Source organism: uncultured Roseicyclus sp. (genome assembly GCF_937892565.1).
Lineage (GTDB): Bacteria > Pseudomonadota > Alphaproteobacteria > Rhodobacterales > Rhodobacteraceae > Roseicyclus.
This window is the reverse complement of record NZ_CALAHQ010000007.1, coordinates 23,571-39,228: the sequence shown is the minus strand read 5'-3', so window position 1 is coordinate 39,228 and position 15,658 is coordinate 23,571. Positions and strand designations below refer to the sequence as shown.

Below are 15,658 nucleotides of genomic sequence, written 5' to 3'. Positions count from 1 at the left end.
AGCACCGAAGGTGCCCCCCTCTCGCACATCGCTTTTGCGATGTGCTGCCGGGCAACGGGCCAGCGCCTGCCTGAGCGTGCACTTGCGCGCGCGAACCGTCAGCGTGGTGCGTAGCAGCACGCGGGAGGCCCCCCCGGGCTGGCGCTTTGGCTGGTCTGGGTGCGGAGCTTAGAGCGGGGAGGGGCTTGGTAACCATAAAGCGCGCCGCTTGACCCTTGCAGCGCCATCCCACGGGCAGGCGCTGGCCGGGGGGCAAAGGTGCTGACTGGGTTGCGCCCTAACTGTTCCATCCCGGATGATCACATTTCCCCTCGTCGGTCCGCTCTCTTCATGGCAAGATCGAGGTTGAGGGATATTCGGCATGGAACACATAGGCAATGACTGCTCTTCCTCGGTAACACCCTCCAGCTCGATTACCTATCCATCTAGCTCTCTTATGCGTGCCGATCCACCAATGTCCCTCAGCGCCTCAATGATTCTCAGCATCATGCCGGGAAGGTTTGGCAGCGACGTGTCGTCTATAAGAAAAGTTCTACTTCTGCGATCTTGCATTTGATTTCACCCTCACACATCCACATCCTCAACAAACCGGGCATTCTCCTGAATATACTGGAACCGCAATTCCGGTTTCTTGCCCATCAGCCGCTCGACCAGATCGCCGGTCTCGCCCGGTGCGTCTTCGTCCACGCTGACGCGGATCAGCTTGCGCGTTGCGGGGTCCATGGTGGTGTCTTTCAGATCCTTGGCGTCCATCTCGCCCAAGCCCTTGAAGCGTGACACATCGATCTTGCCCTTGCCGCCGATGCCTTTGGCCAGCCACCCCGCCTTTTCCGCCTCGTCCAGACAATAGACGCGGCGTGCCCCTTGGGTCAGGCGAAACAACGGCGGGCAGGCGAGGTAAAGATGCCCCCGGTCGATCATCGGCCGCATCTGGGTGAAGAAAAACGTCATCAACAGCGCCGCGATATGGGCGCCGTCCACATCGGCGTCGGTCATGATGATGACCTTGTCATACCGCAGATCGTCGATGTTGAACTTTGTCCCCATGCCCACGCCAAGCGCTTGGCACAGATCGGAAATTTCGGTGTTCTGGCTCATCTTGTTGGACGCCGCGCCCAGCACGTTCAGGATCTTGCCCCGAAGCGGCAACAGCGCCTGGGTCTTGCGGTCGCGTGCCATCTTGGCCGATCCGCCCGCGCTGTCGCCCTCGACGATGAACAGCTCGGTGCCGTCTTTTGCCGATTGCGAGCAATCCACCAGCTTGCCGGGCAGGCGCAGCTTCTTGGTGGCCGTCTTGCGGTCGGTTTCCTTTTCCGCCCGCCGCCGCAACCGTTCTTCGGCGCGCAGCACCAGAAAATCGAGGATCGCGCCCGCCGATTTCGTGTTGGCCGCCAGCCAGTTGTCGAAATGGTCGCGCACAGCACCCTCGACCATGCGCGCGGCCTCGGTCGTGGCAAGACGGTCCTTGGTCTGGCCCACGAATTCGGGTTCCGCGATGAAACACGACACCAGCGCGCCCGCGCCCGAAATCAGGTCTTCGCGGGTGATGTTGGCGGCCTTGCGGTTGCCCGCCAGTTCGCCGTAGCCGCGCACACCCTTCAGGATCGCGGCCCAAAACCCCGCCTCATGCGTGCCGCCCTCGGGGGTGGGGATGGTGTTGCAATAGGACTGGATGAAGCCATCGCGCGCGGGCGTCCAGTTGATCGCCCATTCCACCGACCCGGCCGCGCCGAATTTCTCGCGGAATGCAACCTTGCCGGCAAAGGGCATGTCGGAATAGGTGGCAGCCCCCCCCATGGTTTCGCGCAGGTAATCGGCCAAGCCCCCGGGAAAATGGAACACGGCCTCGGTCGGTGTTTCGCCATCCTCGATCTGGGTCTTCCAGCGGATTTCCACACCGGAAAACAGATAGGCCTTGGATCGGACCATCTTCATCATCCGCGCAGGCCGGAAGCGGTGGCTGCCGAAAATCTGTTCATCGGCGTGAAAGATCACCGTCGTGCCGCGCCTGTTGGGGGCGGCGCCTGCGGCGCGCAAGGGCCCTTGCGGGATGCCGCGCGAAAATTCCTGTACGAACAATTCGCGGCCCCGCGCCACTTCGACCCGCATGTGATCGGACAGCGCATTGACCACCGACGCGCCGACGCCGTGCAACCCGCCCGAGGTCTGATAGGCCTTGCCCGAAAACTTGCCGCCCGCATGCAGCGTGCACAAGATCACCTCGAGCGCGGATTTGTCGGGAAACTTCGGATGCGGATCGACCGGGATGCCGCGGCCATTGTCGCGGATCGTGACAGTGAAATCGGCGCCCAGTTCCACCTCGATGCGGCTTGCATGGCCCGCCACGGCCTCGTCCATGGCGTTGTCCAGCACCTCGGCCACCAGATGGTGCAGCGCGCGTTCATCGGTGCCGCCGATGTACATGCCGGGGCGTTTGCGGACAGGTTCCAGCCCTTCCAGCACCTCGATGCTGCTGGCGTCATACACATCGGGATCTTGGGTGCCGCTCAACAGATCATCCGCCATCTTTGGGCCTGTTCCTGCTTTATCTTGTGGGTCATGGCCGCCACCATGGCAGGTTTGGGGCTTTGGGGAAAGGGGCGCGGTCCCGATTGCAGCGTTGCGGCCTTGACTTGCCTCAAGGTGGTGATGCGCGGTCTGGGCTATCATCGGGGCTTGGACGAATGATTGCCAAAGGACACAGCGCATGCCGGATCCGACCGCCCAGACCCCCGCCGTCATCGCGACCGCCCCCGATCTTGCGCCCATCGCGGATACGACAGCGCCGGGGGATGGCCCGCGCGTGGGGCGTCGCCCCGGCCCGACACAGGCCGACATACGGCAGGCCTTCGAGACCGGCCAATACCCCTATGCCACCCGGATGTCGCGGCGCAGCTACGAGGCGCAAAAAGCCCGGCTTCAGGCGGAATTGCTCAAGGTGCAGAACTGGGTGGCCGATACGGGCCAAAAGATCGTCCTCTTGTTCGAGGGCCGCGATGCCGCCGGCAAGGGTGGAACGATCAAACGGTTCAACGAACATCTCAACCCGCGTCAGGCGCGCGTGGTGGCGCTCAACAAACCCAATGATGCCGAACGCGGCCAATGGTATTTTCAGCGCTATATCCAGCATCTGCCGACGGCGGGGGAAATGGTGTTCTACGACCGCTCCTGGTACAATCGTGCGGGCGTCGAGCGCGTGATGGGGTTTTGCGAGCCCAACGACTATCTCGAATTCATGCGCCAGACCCCCGAATTGGAGCGTATGCTGACGCGCTCGGGGATAGGGCTTTACAAATACTGGTTTTCCGTCACCCAGGACGAACAGCGCCGCCGCTTTGACAGCCGCGAAACCGATCCTCTCAAACAGTGGAAGCTCTCGCCCATCGACCGCGCCAGTCTCGACAAATGGAACGACTATACCGAGGCGAAAGAGGCGATGTTCTTTTACACCGACACCGCCGATGCGCCCTGGACGGTGATCAAATCCGACGACAAGAAACGCGCGCGGCTCAACTGCATGCTGCATTTCCTGCACAGTCTGGATTATCCCGACAAGGACCGCCGGCTGGTGCATGCGCCCGATCCGCTGATCGTGGGGCAGGCGGGGCATGTGATCCACCGCACCGAACATATCCTGGGCGCGGCGCTGCATCCCGAAACACGGCGTGTCAGCCCCTTGGTCTAGCACCGATCGACCCCTTTGGCTGTCGTGTCCGGGGTCTTTGGGCTGGCGCTGTCACATCAGGGATTGTGCAATCGCGCCATGCGGTCCTATCTCAGGGTCATGTCTGTCCGTGCCGCCTTGTTTGTTGCTGCCTGCGTGGTCTGCATGGCGCTTCCCCTTGGGGCGCATCCCCATATCTTTGTCGATGCCGGGCTGCGGCTGATCCTGAACGCCGAGGGGCGGCTTGCCGCCGTCGACGTCACATGGCGCTATGATGCGCTCTATTCCATGCTCTTGACCGAGGATTATGGTCTCGATCCCGACCATGATTTGCGTCTGACCCCGGATGAAATCGCCACCGCCCTGGGCTTTGATCTGAACTGGAGCGGCGGCTTTGCCGGTGGGCTTGTCATCACGCAGGGCGGCGCCCCCTTGGATATCGGCCCGCCCATGCCCGTTTCGCTGCGCTTGCTTGAGACAGGCCAGATCGAAACCGTGCATCGTCGCCCCGTTCTGGGTGCCCCACCCATGGCGACGCTGGAGGCACAGATTTTCGATCCCGATTTCTATGTCGCCTTTGAAATGATCCTCGATCTCGATCTGACGGATGCGCCCGGTTGCAGCGCCGATCTGATCCGCGCCGATCTTGATGCTGCCTATGGCGTGCTCGAGGCCGCGCTCGATGCCATCGGCGGCGCGGTCGCGGCCGAAGACAACTTTCCGCCGGTTGGCGCCTATTTCGCGGATCGCGTGGTGATCACATGCCCCGGTTGATGGCCGTGCCGGCGCTGATCGTTCTGGGTGTTCTGGCGGTCCTCTATGCGAGTGGCGCGGACCGGGCGATCATGATCTGGGCGCTCGAGGGGCAGCGCGGCGCACAAGACGGAATGGCAAGCAGCCTTCAGGCGCTGCGCCGGGGCGAGGCCGCGGCGCTGACCGGCTTTCTGGCGGTCTGTTTTGCCTACGGGGTTTTCCATGCGGCCGGGCCCGGCCATGGCAAGCTGGTGATCGCCGGCTATGGCGCGGCCCGCGCGATCGGGGCGCTACGTTTGGCGGCGGTGGCGCTGATCTCCAGCTTGGCCCAAGGGGGCACGGCCATCGCCTTGGTGGGCGCCGGGCTTTGGGTCTGGTCGCTCAGCCGGGCGCAGATGACCGATCTGGCTGATCGGTTGTTGACGCCACTCAGCTACGCCGCGATTGCCTTGGTCGGTCTGTGGCTTGTCTGGCGGGGCGCCCGCGGGCTTGCTGCGGCGCTGGCTGTGGCACAGGCAGGGCGTCACACCCACGACCATCAGCCGTCCCATCCCCATGATGCAGGCGATGACTGTGCGGTTTGCGGCCATGCCCATGTGCCCGATCCCGCGCGTCTGGCCGCAGCGCAGGGTTGGCGCGATGTGGTTTTCCTTGTCGCGGCGGTTGCGATCCGCCCCTGCACGGGGGCGCTGTTCATCTTGATCCTGACCGCCCAGATGGGGATTTTTGCCATCGGTGTGGCGGGCACCCTCGCCATGGCGCTTGGCACGGCCCTGATCACCAGTGCGGTGGCGCTGAGCGCTGTCACGATGCGCCGTGGGGTGCTGGCGGGATTGGCCGACAGCCCGGCGCTTGCCCGCATCCAAAGGCTGATCGAGATCGCCATGGGCACGCTTGTGGCCGTGACCGGAGGGCAGTTGGCCTTGGCCAGCATCTAGCGCCCCCCTTGGGCGCCCACAGCCCCCCAAACGCGCGCCCATGCCATCCCCCCGTGCCGTCCCCGTGCCGCCCCTTGCCGACGCCAGGGCCCGCGTCTATGGCTCTGGGCCATGTCCAGCCCCTCCCGCCCCTCCCGCCTGTCCGGTCATCTGCGCGCCACCCTTGGCATTGGCCTGCCGCTGATCGGCAGCATGCTGGCGCAAATCGCGATCACGCTGACCGATACGGTGATGATGGGCTGGTACGGCGTCGAGGAACTGGCCGCCGTGGCGCTGGGCGGCAGCTATTTCCACGTCATCCTCATTCTTGGCATGGGTTTCGGGCTGGCGGTGATGCCGCTCGTCGCGGCGGCGGCGGCCAATGGCGATCGCCGGCAGCGGCGCCGCGTCACCCGCATGGGGCTTTGGATCGGGCTGATCTTTTCCATGGCGGCGATGCCGCTCTTTCTGTTTTCCGGCCCGATTCTCTTGTCGCTGGGCCAAGCCCCCGAGGTGGCGCATCTGACCGAGGCCTATCTGGTGATTGCCGGATGGGGCATTGCGCCAGCCGTCCTGACCACGGTGCTGCGCAGCCATCTGTCGGCGCTGGATCATGCCCGCATCGTCTTGTGGGCGACGCTGGCGGGTGTGGGGCTGAACGCCGGGCTCAACTGGGTCTTGATCTTCGGCAATCTGGGGGCGCCCGAACTGGGCGTGGCGGGGGCGGCGCTGGCCTCGCTGGCGACACATCTGCTGATCGTGGCGGTTCTGGCGCTTTACGCGGCGTGTCAGCGCGACCTGCGCCAGGACACGCTGTTCGCCCGCTTCCATCGCCCCGACTGGGAGGCGATGGGACAGGTGTTTCGTCTGGGCTGGCCCATCGCGCTGACGCTTTTGTCGGAGTCGGGCCTGTTCATGGCGACCATGGTCATGATGGGCTGGCTTGGCCCCAATTCGCTGGCCGCCCATGGCATCGCCATCCAGATCTGTGCGGCCACCTTCATGGTCCATATCGGCCTGAGCCAAGCGGCCACGGTGCGCGCGGGGCGCGCTTGGGGTGTGGGCGATGTGGTCAATCTGAGGTTGGCGGCCTTTGCGGCGCTGATCTTGTCGGGGGCCATGGTCGCGGCAACCATCGCGGCCTTCTTGCTGATCCCCGAGCCGCTGATTGGCCTGTTTCTTGATCCGGGCGATCCGCTGCGCCCCCAGATCATCGCGCTGGGGGCAAGCCTGCTTGTGGTGGCGGCGCTGTTTCAACTGGCCGATGCGGGGCAGGTGATGGCGCTGGGCCTGTTGCGGGGGGTACAAGACACGCGCATGCCGATGATCTATGCGCTTGTTTCCTACTGGCTCTTGGGCTTGCCGGCCGCCTGGGTGCTGGGCTTTCCCATGGGCTTTGAGGGACCGGGCATCTGGGCCGGTCTGGTGGTGGGCTTGGCCTTTGCGGCGGGGCTGATGATGATGCGCTTCTGGCGCGGTCCGGCACGCGGTCGCACCACGCGGCCCGCCCCAGTCTGATCGCTGCCATCTTTGCTTTCCAAATACTCCGGGGGGCACCATTGGCCCATGGGCCAATGGTGCGGGGGGCAGAGCCCCCAGCGCGCTCAAGACCCCGCAATCCCGCTCAGAATGCGCGCCCAGGCCCGCGTGCCATGGTGAAAGCTCGACAGGTCATATTTCTCGTTGGGGCTGTGGATCGCGTCATCATCCTTGCCAAAACCGGCCAGAAGCGAATCCATCCCGAGGATTTGCTTGAAATACCCCGCCACCGGGATCGATCCGCCGCCGCCGATGAAGGCCGCTTCGCCCGGCCATTCCTGCGACAGGGCGCGGCGCGCGATCTCGAATGCGGGGTGGGTGATATCCATCCGGCTGGCCGGGCTGGCACCATGGCCATGGAAGGCGACGCTGCAATCGGGGGGCAGCTGGGCGCGCACCCAATCGCGAAAGCGCTCGCGCAGCCTGATCGGGTCTTGCCCCGCCACCAGACGGAACGACACCTTTGCCGATGCCTGTGACGGCAGCACTGTCTTGAAGCCAGCGCCCGTGTAGCCACCGGTGATCCCGTTCACCTCGGCCGTGGGGCGCGACCAGATCATCTCAAGCCCGGTGCGCCCCGCTTCGCCAGCGGGCTGTGACAGTCCGACCTCGCCCAGGAAAGCCCCTTCGTCAAAGCCCAAACCCGCCCATTGCGCCGCCAGCTCCGGCGAAAGCTCCTCAATCCCGTCGTAGAACCCCGGCACCTGTACGCGGCCCTGATCATCATGCAGCCCCGCCAGAATGCGCGTCAGCACCCGGATCGGGTTCATGGCGATGCCGCCATACATGCCCGAATGCAGATCGATCCGGGGGCCAGTCACCACCAGCTCTTCGCCCAGCATGCCGCGCAGCTGGGTGGTGATGGCGGGCACATCATCCGAAAACATCCCCGTGTCACAGATCAGCGCCAGATCGGCCTTCAGCGCCTGACCGCGCTCCTTGAGATAGGGCACAAGCGACGGCGACCCCGATTCCTCTTCACCTTCCACAAACACGGTCACCTTGCATGGCAGGCGTCCCGTTTCCGCCACAATGGCGCGGCATGCCTCCAGAAAGGTCATCAGCTGGCCCTTGTCATCGGCAGCCCCGCGCGCCCGGATCACGCGGCCCTTGGGCGTGTCCTCGAGCATGGGCGCAAAGGGCGGATGATCCCACAAGGCCAGCGGATCAACCGGCTGCACATCGTAATGGCCATAAAACAGCAGATGCGGCCCCGGTCCGTCATATTGGCCCACCACCATCGGATGGCCGGGCGTGTCGTGGAGTGCTGCGTCAAAGCCCATGCTGGCCAGATCGTCGCGCAACCATTCGGCGGCGCGGCGCACATCGGGCGTATGGGCGGGATCGGTCGAGATCGAAGGGATCGCCAGAAGATCGAACAACCGCTCCAGCGCAGGGTTGAGATCGGCATCGATCCGGGCAAGGATGGCGTCAAGCGACATGGGGGCCTCCGGGCATGGCAGGGAATTGGGGGCAGCAGACCCTGTGCCGGGGGGAATGTCCAGCACCCGTCCGGAAGCCGGCAATCCCCGGGATTGGAATTTGATACAGGTCAAGGTCGGATGCGCGGCATTTTGTAACTTGGCCCTTACCCGGTACCCGGCCTATGTGCCTTCGACAGAAACCCAGCAAGCGTCTTGACAGCCGCAGCCCGCACCGGGGCGCGTCGGAAGGGGGAGACAGCCAGTGAATTACGACCACGCGCTCGACACAGCGATCGGCCGCCTGCACCACGAAGGGCGCTACCGCACCTTTATCGACATCGAACGCCGGCGCGGCCAGTTTCCCCATGCCGTCTGGACAAAGCCCGATGGCACCGAACAAGACATCACCGTCTGGTGCGGCAACGACTATCTGGGCATGGGCCAGCACCCCGTCGTGCTGAACGCCATGCATGAGGCGCTGGAGGCCACCGGCGCGGGTTCGGGCGGCACGCGCAACATCTCGGGCACAACGGTCTATCACAAGCGGCTTGAGGCAGAGCTTGCCGATCTGCACGCCAAGCAAGCGGCGCTGGTGTTCAGTTCCGCCTATATCGCCAATGATGCCACGCTTTCGACGCTGCCGATCCTGTTTCCGGGGCTGATCATCTATTCCGACGCGCTCAACCACGCCTCGATGATCGAGGGCATCCGCCGCAACGGCGGCGCAAAGCGCATCTTCAAGCACAATGATCTGGCCGATCTGCGCGCCAAGCTTGCGGCCGACGATCCCGCAGCGCCCAAGCTGATTGCCTTTGAATCGGTCTATTCCATGGATGGCGATTTCGGCCCCATGGCCGAGATCGTGGAGCTGGCCCGTGAATTTGGTGCCCTGACCTACCTTGATGAGGTTCATGCCGTGGGCCTGTATGGCCCGCGCGGCGGCGGGGTGGCCGAAAAGCTGGGCCTGATGGACCGCATCGACATCATCAACGGCACGCTGGGCAAAGCCTATGGCGTCATGGGCGGCTACATCGCGGCCAGCGCCAAGATGTGCGACGCGATCCGCAGCTACGCACCGGGCTTTATCTTTACCACATCGATCCCGCCGGTGGTGGCGGCCGGTGCTGCGGCCAGTGTGCGGCATCTGAAAACCGATCAGGCGTTGCGCGACCTGCATCAGGAACGCGCGGCGGTTCTCAAGCTGCGGCTCAAGGGCATGGGCCTTCCGATCATCGATCACGGCAGCCATATCGTGCCGGTGATCGTGGGTGATCCGGTGCATACAAAGAAAATTTCGGACATGCTGTTGTCGGAATTTGGCATCTATGTGCAACCGATCAATTATCCGACGGTGCCGCGCGGCACCGAGCGGTTGCGCTTCACGCCCTCTCCGGTCCATGACCCCAAGGCGATGGATGCCCTCGTGCGGGCCATGGACGCGCTCTGGAGCCACTGTGCGCTGAATCGTGCCGAGATGGCCGGTTGAGGCTTTCTTGAGGTTCACCTGAACCGTGCAGCGTGATAAGCGATTTACCATGTTGAGTGTGTGGGGAATCACCTCGGTTTCGGGCTTTGGAATGGCGTTGGCTTGACCTACCCGTTCGCGAGGGTCCGCAGTTGATCCCAAGGCCGCTCGCGGGGCAATGTGTTGATGGGGCAGAGTGTCTATGGGGCATGACCACGGCCAGTACGTAGGGCACGCCGATGGCGCGCCTGTTGCCGTGGTCGGGGGCTTTGACGGCTACCACATCACCGATGTTCCCTTGGGGGATCTGTTGCGCGGGGAACGCGCGACGCTTGGCAAATCCCTTTTGGATGTGGAGCGTGACCTCAAGATCCGGGCCACCTATATCGCTGCGATCGAAAATGGCGATGTAGGTGCGTTTTCCAGCCCGGGCTTCATCGCGGGCTATGTGCGGTCCTATGCGCGCTATCTGGGCATCGATCCCGAATGGACCTTTCGGCGGTTTTGCGCGGAATCGGGCTTTGGCGGCGTGCATGACGACACGACCGCCCGGTCGGCTACCAGCAAGCGTGCAGCGTGGGAAGCGCCCAGGCTGGTCGATCCCAATGAGGTGATGCGCAACACACGCATCAGCTTTGCGCCGGAACGCCCAAGCCCCTTTGCCGCGATCGAACCCGGCGCGCTGGGATCGGCGGCAGTCTTGATCGCGCTTGTGCTGGGCATCGGCTATGGCGCTTGGGCGGTGTTGCACGATATCCAGCGCCTTCAGATCGCCCCGGTGGACGAGGCCCCGATCCCCCTGGCGCAACTCGACCCGCTGGCGGGCGCGACCTTTGGTGCCTTCGAGATGTCGCAAAACCTTGATGTGGCCATCCCGGGTGCTGTTGATGATCGGCGCATGTATCGCCCGCAAGCCCTGGACACGCCGGTCTTGACACCGCGCGACAGCGCCTTGGCCACGCTTGACCCCGATGCGGTCGGCACGCTGGGCGTGCAGACAGCGTCGAGCGAGCAGACCTTGGGCGGCGTCGATGCACAGGCTGTGCAAGCCGGCGACGTCGCGGCAAATGTGGTGCAAGTCACCGAGGCGCGCGATGACGCACTGGTCATTTTTGCCGTGCGGCCCTCCTGGATCAGGGTCAGTTCTGCGTCAGGCGTCACCCTGTTCGAAGGCACCTTGAACCGCGGCGACAGCTATCAGGTCGATCTGACCGCTGAGGCGGCACCGCGGCTGCGGTCGGGCAATGCGGGCTCGGTTTATTTCGCGGTCAACGGTGTCACCTTTGGCCCCGCTGGAACGGGCGCCAGCGTCGTGCGCGATGTCGAATTGTCCGCCGATGCCGTCACCGCGACATACACCATGGCCGATGCGACGCGTGATCCCGATCTTCCGACGATTGCGGCCCTTGTCCTTGGCCCGGCCGAGGCGAACTAACGCGCCCCCGTCACGCCCGGTTGTCCGGCGCGTCTGACAGGTCTATCGTGACGCGACAGCCCTGATAGACGAGCGAGAAGGCCCGCGCATGTCCCACAATCCGATCCGCCCCTGGCGCAACATCGAGCGTCGCAAAAGCCGCCAGATCCATGTCGGACGCGTGCCCGTGGGCGGTGGCGCCCCGATCAGCGTTCAGACCATGACCAACACGCTGACCACCGATGCCGCGGCCACCATCGCCCAGATCCAGCGCTGCGCCGATGCGGGCGCCGATATCGTGCGGGTGTCGGTCCCTGATGAGGACAGCGCCCGCGCGCTTCGCCAGATCGTGCGCGAAAGCCCCGTGCCGATCGTGGCCGATATCCATTTCCACTACAAACGCGGCATCGAGGCCGCCGAGGCAGGCGCGGCCTGTCTGCGGATCAATCCCGGCAATATCGGCGACGCCGCCCGCGTGCGCGAGGTGATCAAGGCCGCCCGCGATCACGGCTGTTCGATCCGGATCGGCGTGAATGCCGGCAGCCTCGAGCGGCACCTGCTCGAAAAATACGGCGAACCCTGTCCCGAAGCGATGATCGAAAGCGGGCTCGACCATATCCGCATCTTGCAAGACAATGATTTCCACGAGTTCAAGATCAGCGTAAAGGCCTCTGACGTGTTTCTGGCCGCCGCCGCCTATCAGGGGCTGGCCGAGGCGACCGATGCCCCCATCCATCTGGGCATCACCGAGGCCGGCGGCCTGATGTCGGGCACGGTCAAATCGGCGATCGGTCTGGGCAGCCTGCTTTGGGCCGGGATCGGCGACACGATCCGCGTCAGCCTTTCGGCCGATCCGGTGGAAGAGGTCAAGATCGGCTTCGAGATCCTCAAGGCGCTGGGCCTGCGCCATCGCGGCGTCAACATCATTTCGTGCCCCAGCTGCGCGCGGCAAGGCTTTGATGTGATCAAGACGGTCGAGGCGTTGGAAAAACGGCTGGAACACATCAAGACGCCGATGTCGCTGTCGATCATCGGCTGCGTCGTGAACGGGCCGGGCGAGGCGCTGATGACCGATGTCGGCTTTACCGGCGGCGGGGCAGGGGCGGGGATGGTCTATCTTGCCGGCAAGCAAAGCCACAAGCTGTCCAACGATCAGATGATCGAACATATCGTCGAACAGGTCGAGAGAAAGGCCGCCGAACTGGACGCGCTTGCCACCGACGGGCCGCAAGCGGCCCAATAGGCGCGATGTGGCAGCCTTGCGGGACCCCCAACTGCAGGCTTGCGCAGATCTGGACAGATGAAGCCTGCAGGCCGCCCGCATTTTCCGTTGCGGGGGCTGGGGTGGGCCGCTATACCGCGCGTCATGAGTGCACCCGTAGCTCAGCTGGATAGAGCGCTGCCCTCCGAAGGCAGAGGTCAGGGGTTCGAATCCCTTCGGGTGCGCCAAAAATCCCAATAAAAATCAATGTCTGGCATTGGGTATGACTGATACCCCTCAGCCCTCCCGGCGCTTGGGTAAGCGGGGGGTAAGCATGACGGCGATTTTCGGGCATGAAAAAGGGCGCCGGGAATCCCCGGTGCCCATCGCCGTGAGGCCGGTCGGCGACCCGTGATGTTCCGGGTCCGCTTGCCTTTGAGACGCCACAGGTCGGCCAACGCGATCCCCACCGATCAGCAGCTGTCGCAGTCAGCATTCACCCTTGGGCCGCCCTTGACGGCGCTGGGGGACTGGCACACATTTGGTCTTGGGGGCTTTCAAGAATTAGCGATGCGACCAATCGGTATGTAAACCATACTGACATCAGTAACGAGTGTGATCGACCCATGGATTTCTTGCTCATCGAGAATCTGAAACCGTTCTCCGTCCTGTCGGGCTTCATCGTTGTGTTGCTGGTTGTCGAGATCGGGTTGATGCTGGTCGGGCTGTCCAGCAACGTCGAAACGGGTGGCGGCGTAGATGGTCCGGACCTGGATTTGGACTTGGACGACGCCTTCACCCATGCCAGCACGATCCACTATGCCCAGGGACTGACGGCGGACGAGATAGCGACACTGGATTTGCCGCCGATCAGACCGCAGCCCGGGCTGCGGCCCCTTCCACGCGTGGGCCGTCGCCTGTTGCACCTGTCCGGCTTTGGTCGCGCTCCGGCCTTGGTGTGGTTGACCGCGATGGCCGCGGGGATCGCTGCATGCGGATATGGCCTGCAGTTTGCGATGCAGGCCATGACCGGGGCCATGCTGTCTGGCAACATCGCCTTGCTTGCGGTGTTTGTTCCCGGCCTGCTTCTGGGCGGGCGCATGACCGCATTCGTCGCACGGCTGATCCCGTCGTTTGAATCGCACGCCATTTCGGCGCAGACCTACAACGGACGAAGCGGTCACGTTGTCGTCGGTGTGTCGCGCCGCGGCGAACCTGCCCAAGTGCGGTGGCGTGACATGTATGGCACCACCCACAGCTTGATGGCCGAACCCCTTCGGGACGACGACGTCATCGCAGCCGGTGCCGAGGTCTTGATCGTCAAGACGAAAGATCGTCAGCCGCGCATCGTTTCCCTCATCGCAAGCTAATTGCCCTTTTTGCCGAAAGGATCCGCCATGGAATATCTCGCTCTTCTTGCTCCCGGACTGGTTTTGTTGCTGGCGCTTGTCGTGCTTGGCTTCATCATGGTGCGGCTCTATCGGCGATCCACGCAGGAAATGGCGCTGGTGCGCACCGGTGCAAGTGGCTTGAAGGTGGTCATGGGCGGCGGGATCATCGTGCTGCCCGGTCTGCATGATCTTTTGCGGGTCAACATGAAGACGATGACCATCACCGTGGATGGTGGTGACGGGCTGATCACCAAGGACAGCCGCCGCGTGGACGCCGCCGCGCAATTCTTTATTCGCGTCGCCCCGGACACAGATGCCATCGCGCGCGCGGCCCAGTCGCTGGGTCAGAACACAAATGATCTGAACGCGATCCGCAGCCTTTTGGAAGGCAAGGTGCAAGACACCATGCGCGCGATCACGGCCGGCATGGATCTGATCGAACTGCACCAGTCCCGCGCAAGTTTTGTGCAAAAGGTCCAGCAGACCTTGAACAACGATCTCAGCCCCAACGGGCTGGAGCTGGAAAGCGTGGCGCTGACCAAGCTGGATGAAACGCCGATCAGCAAGCTGGATGAAAACAACACCTTTGACGTGACCGGAATGCGCGTGCGCTCGGCCATCGTTTCCGAGCAGAAAAAGCAACGTGTCGTCATCGAAGAAGACGCTGCGCTGGAAATTGCCCGCACCCAGCAATCCAACCGCATTCAAAAGCTGGAAGTCGAACGGGTCGAGGCCGAAGCCACCCAGTCTCAGCGCATCGCCGTCGCCGAGCTCGAGGCAAAGGCGGCCCGCGAGCAAGCCCGCATCGTCGAAGAAACCGAACGTTTGCGCGAAGTTGCCCGGATCGAACGCGAACGCGGTGTCCGGACAGCCCAGATCGAACTAGAGCGTGCGCTCCAGATTGCTGGTCAGGAATCAGCGGCAAGTGTCGCCTTGCAGTCTGAAAAGCAAAGCCGCGCCGAGGCTCAGGCGGCGCTGGCGCGCGCCGAAGCCATCACCGCCGAAGAGGCCATGAACACCGCACGGCTGACCGCCATTGCCGAGCGCGAAAAGAACGTCGAGATCATTGAGGCCGAGAAAGAGGCCGAAAAACAGGCAACCTCTGTCCGCGTCCGTGCCCGCGTGGAACGCGAAGCTGCCGAAGATCAGGCCCTCGCCATCATCGCCCGGGCAAAGGCCGAGGCGGATTCGATCAAGATTGCCGCCGCAGCCGAGCGGGAAAAGGGTGAGGCCGAAGCCTCAACGATCCGCGCCAAGGTCGAGGCCGAGAATTCGCTCTCGCCCGAGGTCATGAGCTTCAAGCTGCGCCTTGCCAAGATCGAAGCCCTGCCTGCAATCATCCGCGAGATGGTGGAACCCGCGCGCCATATCCAGTCTTTCCGCATCAATCAGATCACCGGAATGTCAGCCAACGCGCCAATGACGGGGGCCGCTGGTGGCGACGCCGCAGCGGAGGGCATCGTCGATCAGGTCATGAGCGGCATGCAACGCAATGCTGTTGCGATGCCGATCCTGACCGCTCTTGGCAAGGAGGTCGGGATCGACTTCAGCAAAGGCATGGACGCGATTGCAGCCTCTGTGTCCGAGGTGTCGGAAGAACCCAAGGATGGCTGACCCTGCCGATCCTTGCGACCGAGCCGAAACAGCACGCCCCTGTGCCCGCTGAAGCTGTGACGTGGCGCACCCTATTGCCACCCAGCCGCCTGATCCGGGGTGCCTGGGTGTTGAACAGATCGTGTGCGCCGATGTGATCGGCGGGCGCGCCGGTGTTGCTTTGTGCGTTTGGGTGCCGCCCGCAACGCATCAGCCGGGCATTTACGCCAGCAACAGCGCCTTGGTGTGCAGCCCATTGCCTTAACGCGCCGAAGGTTGCACAGTCACCACACCCAA

11 protein-coding genes and 1 tRNA gene are annotated in these 15,658 nt (G+C 63.7%); 10 read left to right on the top strand and 2 right to left on the bottom strand.

Translation table 11 applies throughout. The features are described from left to right. Positions 1-564 precede the first annotated feature (564 nt). A complete protein-coding gene (parE, locus tag Q0094_RS01320; RefSeq protein ID WP_297614447.1) occupies positions 565-2,526 on the bottom strand; it encodes a DNA topoisomerase IV subunit B in 1,962 nt (653 codons plus the stop codon). A gap of 181 nt (positions 2,527-2,707) precedes the next feature. Between parE and ppk2 the strand changes: the two genes are divergently transcribed. The 4 genes from ppk2 to Q0094_RS01300 all read left to right on the top strand — a co-directional run bounded on the left by ppk2 (position 2,708) and on the right by Q0094_RS01300 (position 6,852). After that, a complete protein-coding gene (ppk2, locus tag Q0094_RS01315; protein WP_297614411.1) occupies positions 2,708-3,685 on the top strand; it encodes a polyphosphate kinase 2 in 978 nt (325 codons plus the stop codon). 99 nt (positions 3,686-3,784) lie between these two features. Beyond that, entirely contained in the window at positions 3,785-4,438 is a 654-nt protein-coding gene (locus Q0094_RS01310) for a DUF1007 family protein (RefSeq protein ID WP_297614409.1), read from the top strand. Continuing rightward, positions 4,426-5,355, top strand: coding sequence for a hypothetical protein (locus Q0094_RS01305; protein WP_297614407.1), 930 nt, complete (start codon positions 4,426-4,428; stop codon positions 5,353-5,355). The genes Q0094_RS01310 and Q0094_RS01305 overlap by 13 nt, the downstream gene beginning before the upstream one ends. Positions 5,356-5,466: 111 nt before the next feature. Further along, positions 5,467-6,852, top strand: a complete 1,386-nt coding sequence (locus Q0094_RS01300) for an MATE family efflux transporter (protein ID WP_297614405.1) — start codon at positions 5,467-5,469, stop codon at positions 6,850-6,852. Between the two features lie 86 nt (positions 6,853-6,938). Here the strand turns inward: Q0094_RS01300 and Q0094_RS01295 are convergent, their stop codons facing one another. Beyond that, positions 6,939-8,315: a M20/M25/M40 family metallo-hydrolase gene (locus Q0094_RS01295; protein ID WP_297614403.1), complete on the bottom strand. Its 1,377-nt coding sequence runs from the start codon at positions 8,313-8,315 to the stop codon at positions 6,939-6,941. Between the two features lie 244 nt (positions 8,316-8,559). On the opposite strand from Q0094_RS01295, the gene hemA reads away from it, so the two are divergent. The 6 genes from hemA to Q0094_RS01265 all read left to right on the top strand — a co-directional run bounded on the left by hemA (position 8,560) and on the right by Q0094_RS01265 (position 15,382). Beyond that, positions 8,560-9,783 carry a 5-aminolevulinate synthase gene (hemA, locus tag Q0094_RS01290; protein ID WP_297614401.1) on the top strand — a complete coding sequence of 408 codons (1,224 nt, stop codon included), beginning with the start codon at positions 8,560-8,562 and terminating at the stop codon, positions 9,781-9,783. Between the two features lie 181 nt (positions 9,784-9,964). Beyond that, positions 9,965-11,197: a helix-turn-helix domain-containing protein gene (locus Q0094_RS01285; protein ID WP_297614399.1), complete on the top strand. Its 1,233-nt coding sequence runs from the start codon at positions 9,965-9,967 to the stop codon at positions 11,195-11,197. An 88-nt stretch (positions 11,198-11,285) separates the two neighbouring features. Continuing rightward, positions 11,286-12,419, top strand: coding sequence for a flavodoxin-dependent (E)-4-hydroxy-3-methylbut-2-enyl-diphosphate synthase (ispG, locus tag Q0094_RS01280; protein WP_297614397.1), 1,134 nt, complete (start codon positions 11,286-11,288; stop codon positions 12,417-12,419). 129 nt (positions 12,420-12,548) lie between these two features. Further along, positions 12,549-12,625, top strand: a tRNA-Arg gene (locus Q0094_RS01275). A gap of 378 nt (positions 12,626-13,003) precedes the next feature. Then, positions 13,004-13,747: an OB-fold-containig protein gene (locus Q0094_RS01270; RefSeq protein ID WP_297614395.1), complete on the top strand. Its 744-nt coding sequence runs from the start codon at positions 13,004-13,006 to the stop codon at positions 13,745-13,747. Positions 13,748-13,774: 27 nt separating this feature from the next. Further along, positions 13,775-15,382: a flotillin domain-containing protein gene (locus Q0094_RS01265; RefSeq protein ID WP_297614393.1), complete on the top strand. Its 1,608-nt coding sequence runs from the start codon at positions 13,775-13,777 to the stop codon at positions 15,380-15,382. Positions 15,383-15,658 lie beyond the last annotated feature (276 nt).

Coding starts and splice junctions, on each gene's coding strand:
- parE (WP_297614447.1), bottom strand. CDS start 2,526: ATGGCGGATGATCTGTTGAGCGGCACCCAAGATCCCGATGTGTATGAC.
- ppk2 (WP_297614411.1), top strand. CDS start 2,708: ATGCCGGATCCGACCGCCCAGACCCCCGCCGTCATCGCGACCGCCCCC.
- Q0094_RS01310 (WP_297614409.1), top strand. CDS start 3,785: ATGTCTGTCCGTGCCGCCTTGTTTGTTGCTGCCTGCGTGGTCTGCATG.
- Q0094_RS01305 (WP_297614407.1), top strand. CDS start 4,426: ATGCCCCGGTTGATGGCCGTGCCGGCGCTGATCGTTCTGGGTGTTCTG.
- Q0094_RS01300 (WP_297614405.1), top strand. CDS start 5,467: ATGTCCAGCCCCTCCCGCCCCTCCCGCCTGTCCGGTCATCTGCGCGCC.
- Q0094_RS01295 (WP_297614403.1), bottom strand. CDS start 8,315: ATGTCGCTTGACGCCATCCTTGCCCGGATCGATGCCGATCTCAACCCT.
- Q0094_RS01285 (WP_297614399.1), top strand. CDS start 9,965: ATGGGGCATGACCACGGCCAGTACGTAGGGCACGCCGATGGCGCGCCT.
- ispG (WP_297614397.1), top strand. CDS start 11,286: ATGTCCCACAATCCGATCCGCCCCTGGCGCAACATCGAGCGTCGCAAA.
- Q0094_RS01270 (WP_297614395.1), top strand. CDS start 13,004: ATGGATTTCTTGCTCATCGAGAATCTGAAACCGTTCTCCGTCCTGTCG.
- Q0094_RS01265 (WP_297614393.1), top strand. CDS start 13,775: ATGGAATATCTCGCTCTTCTTGCTCCCGGACTGGTTTTGTTGCTGGCG.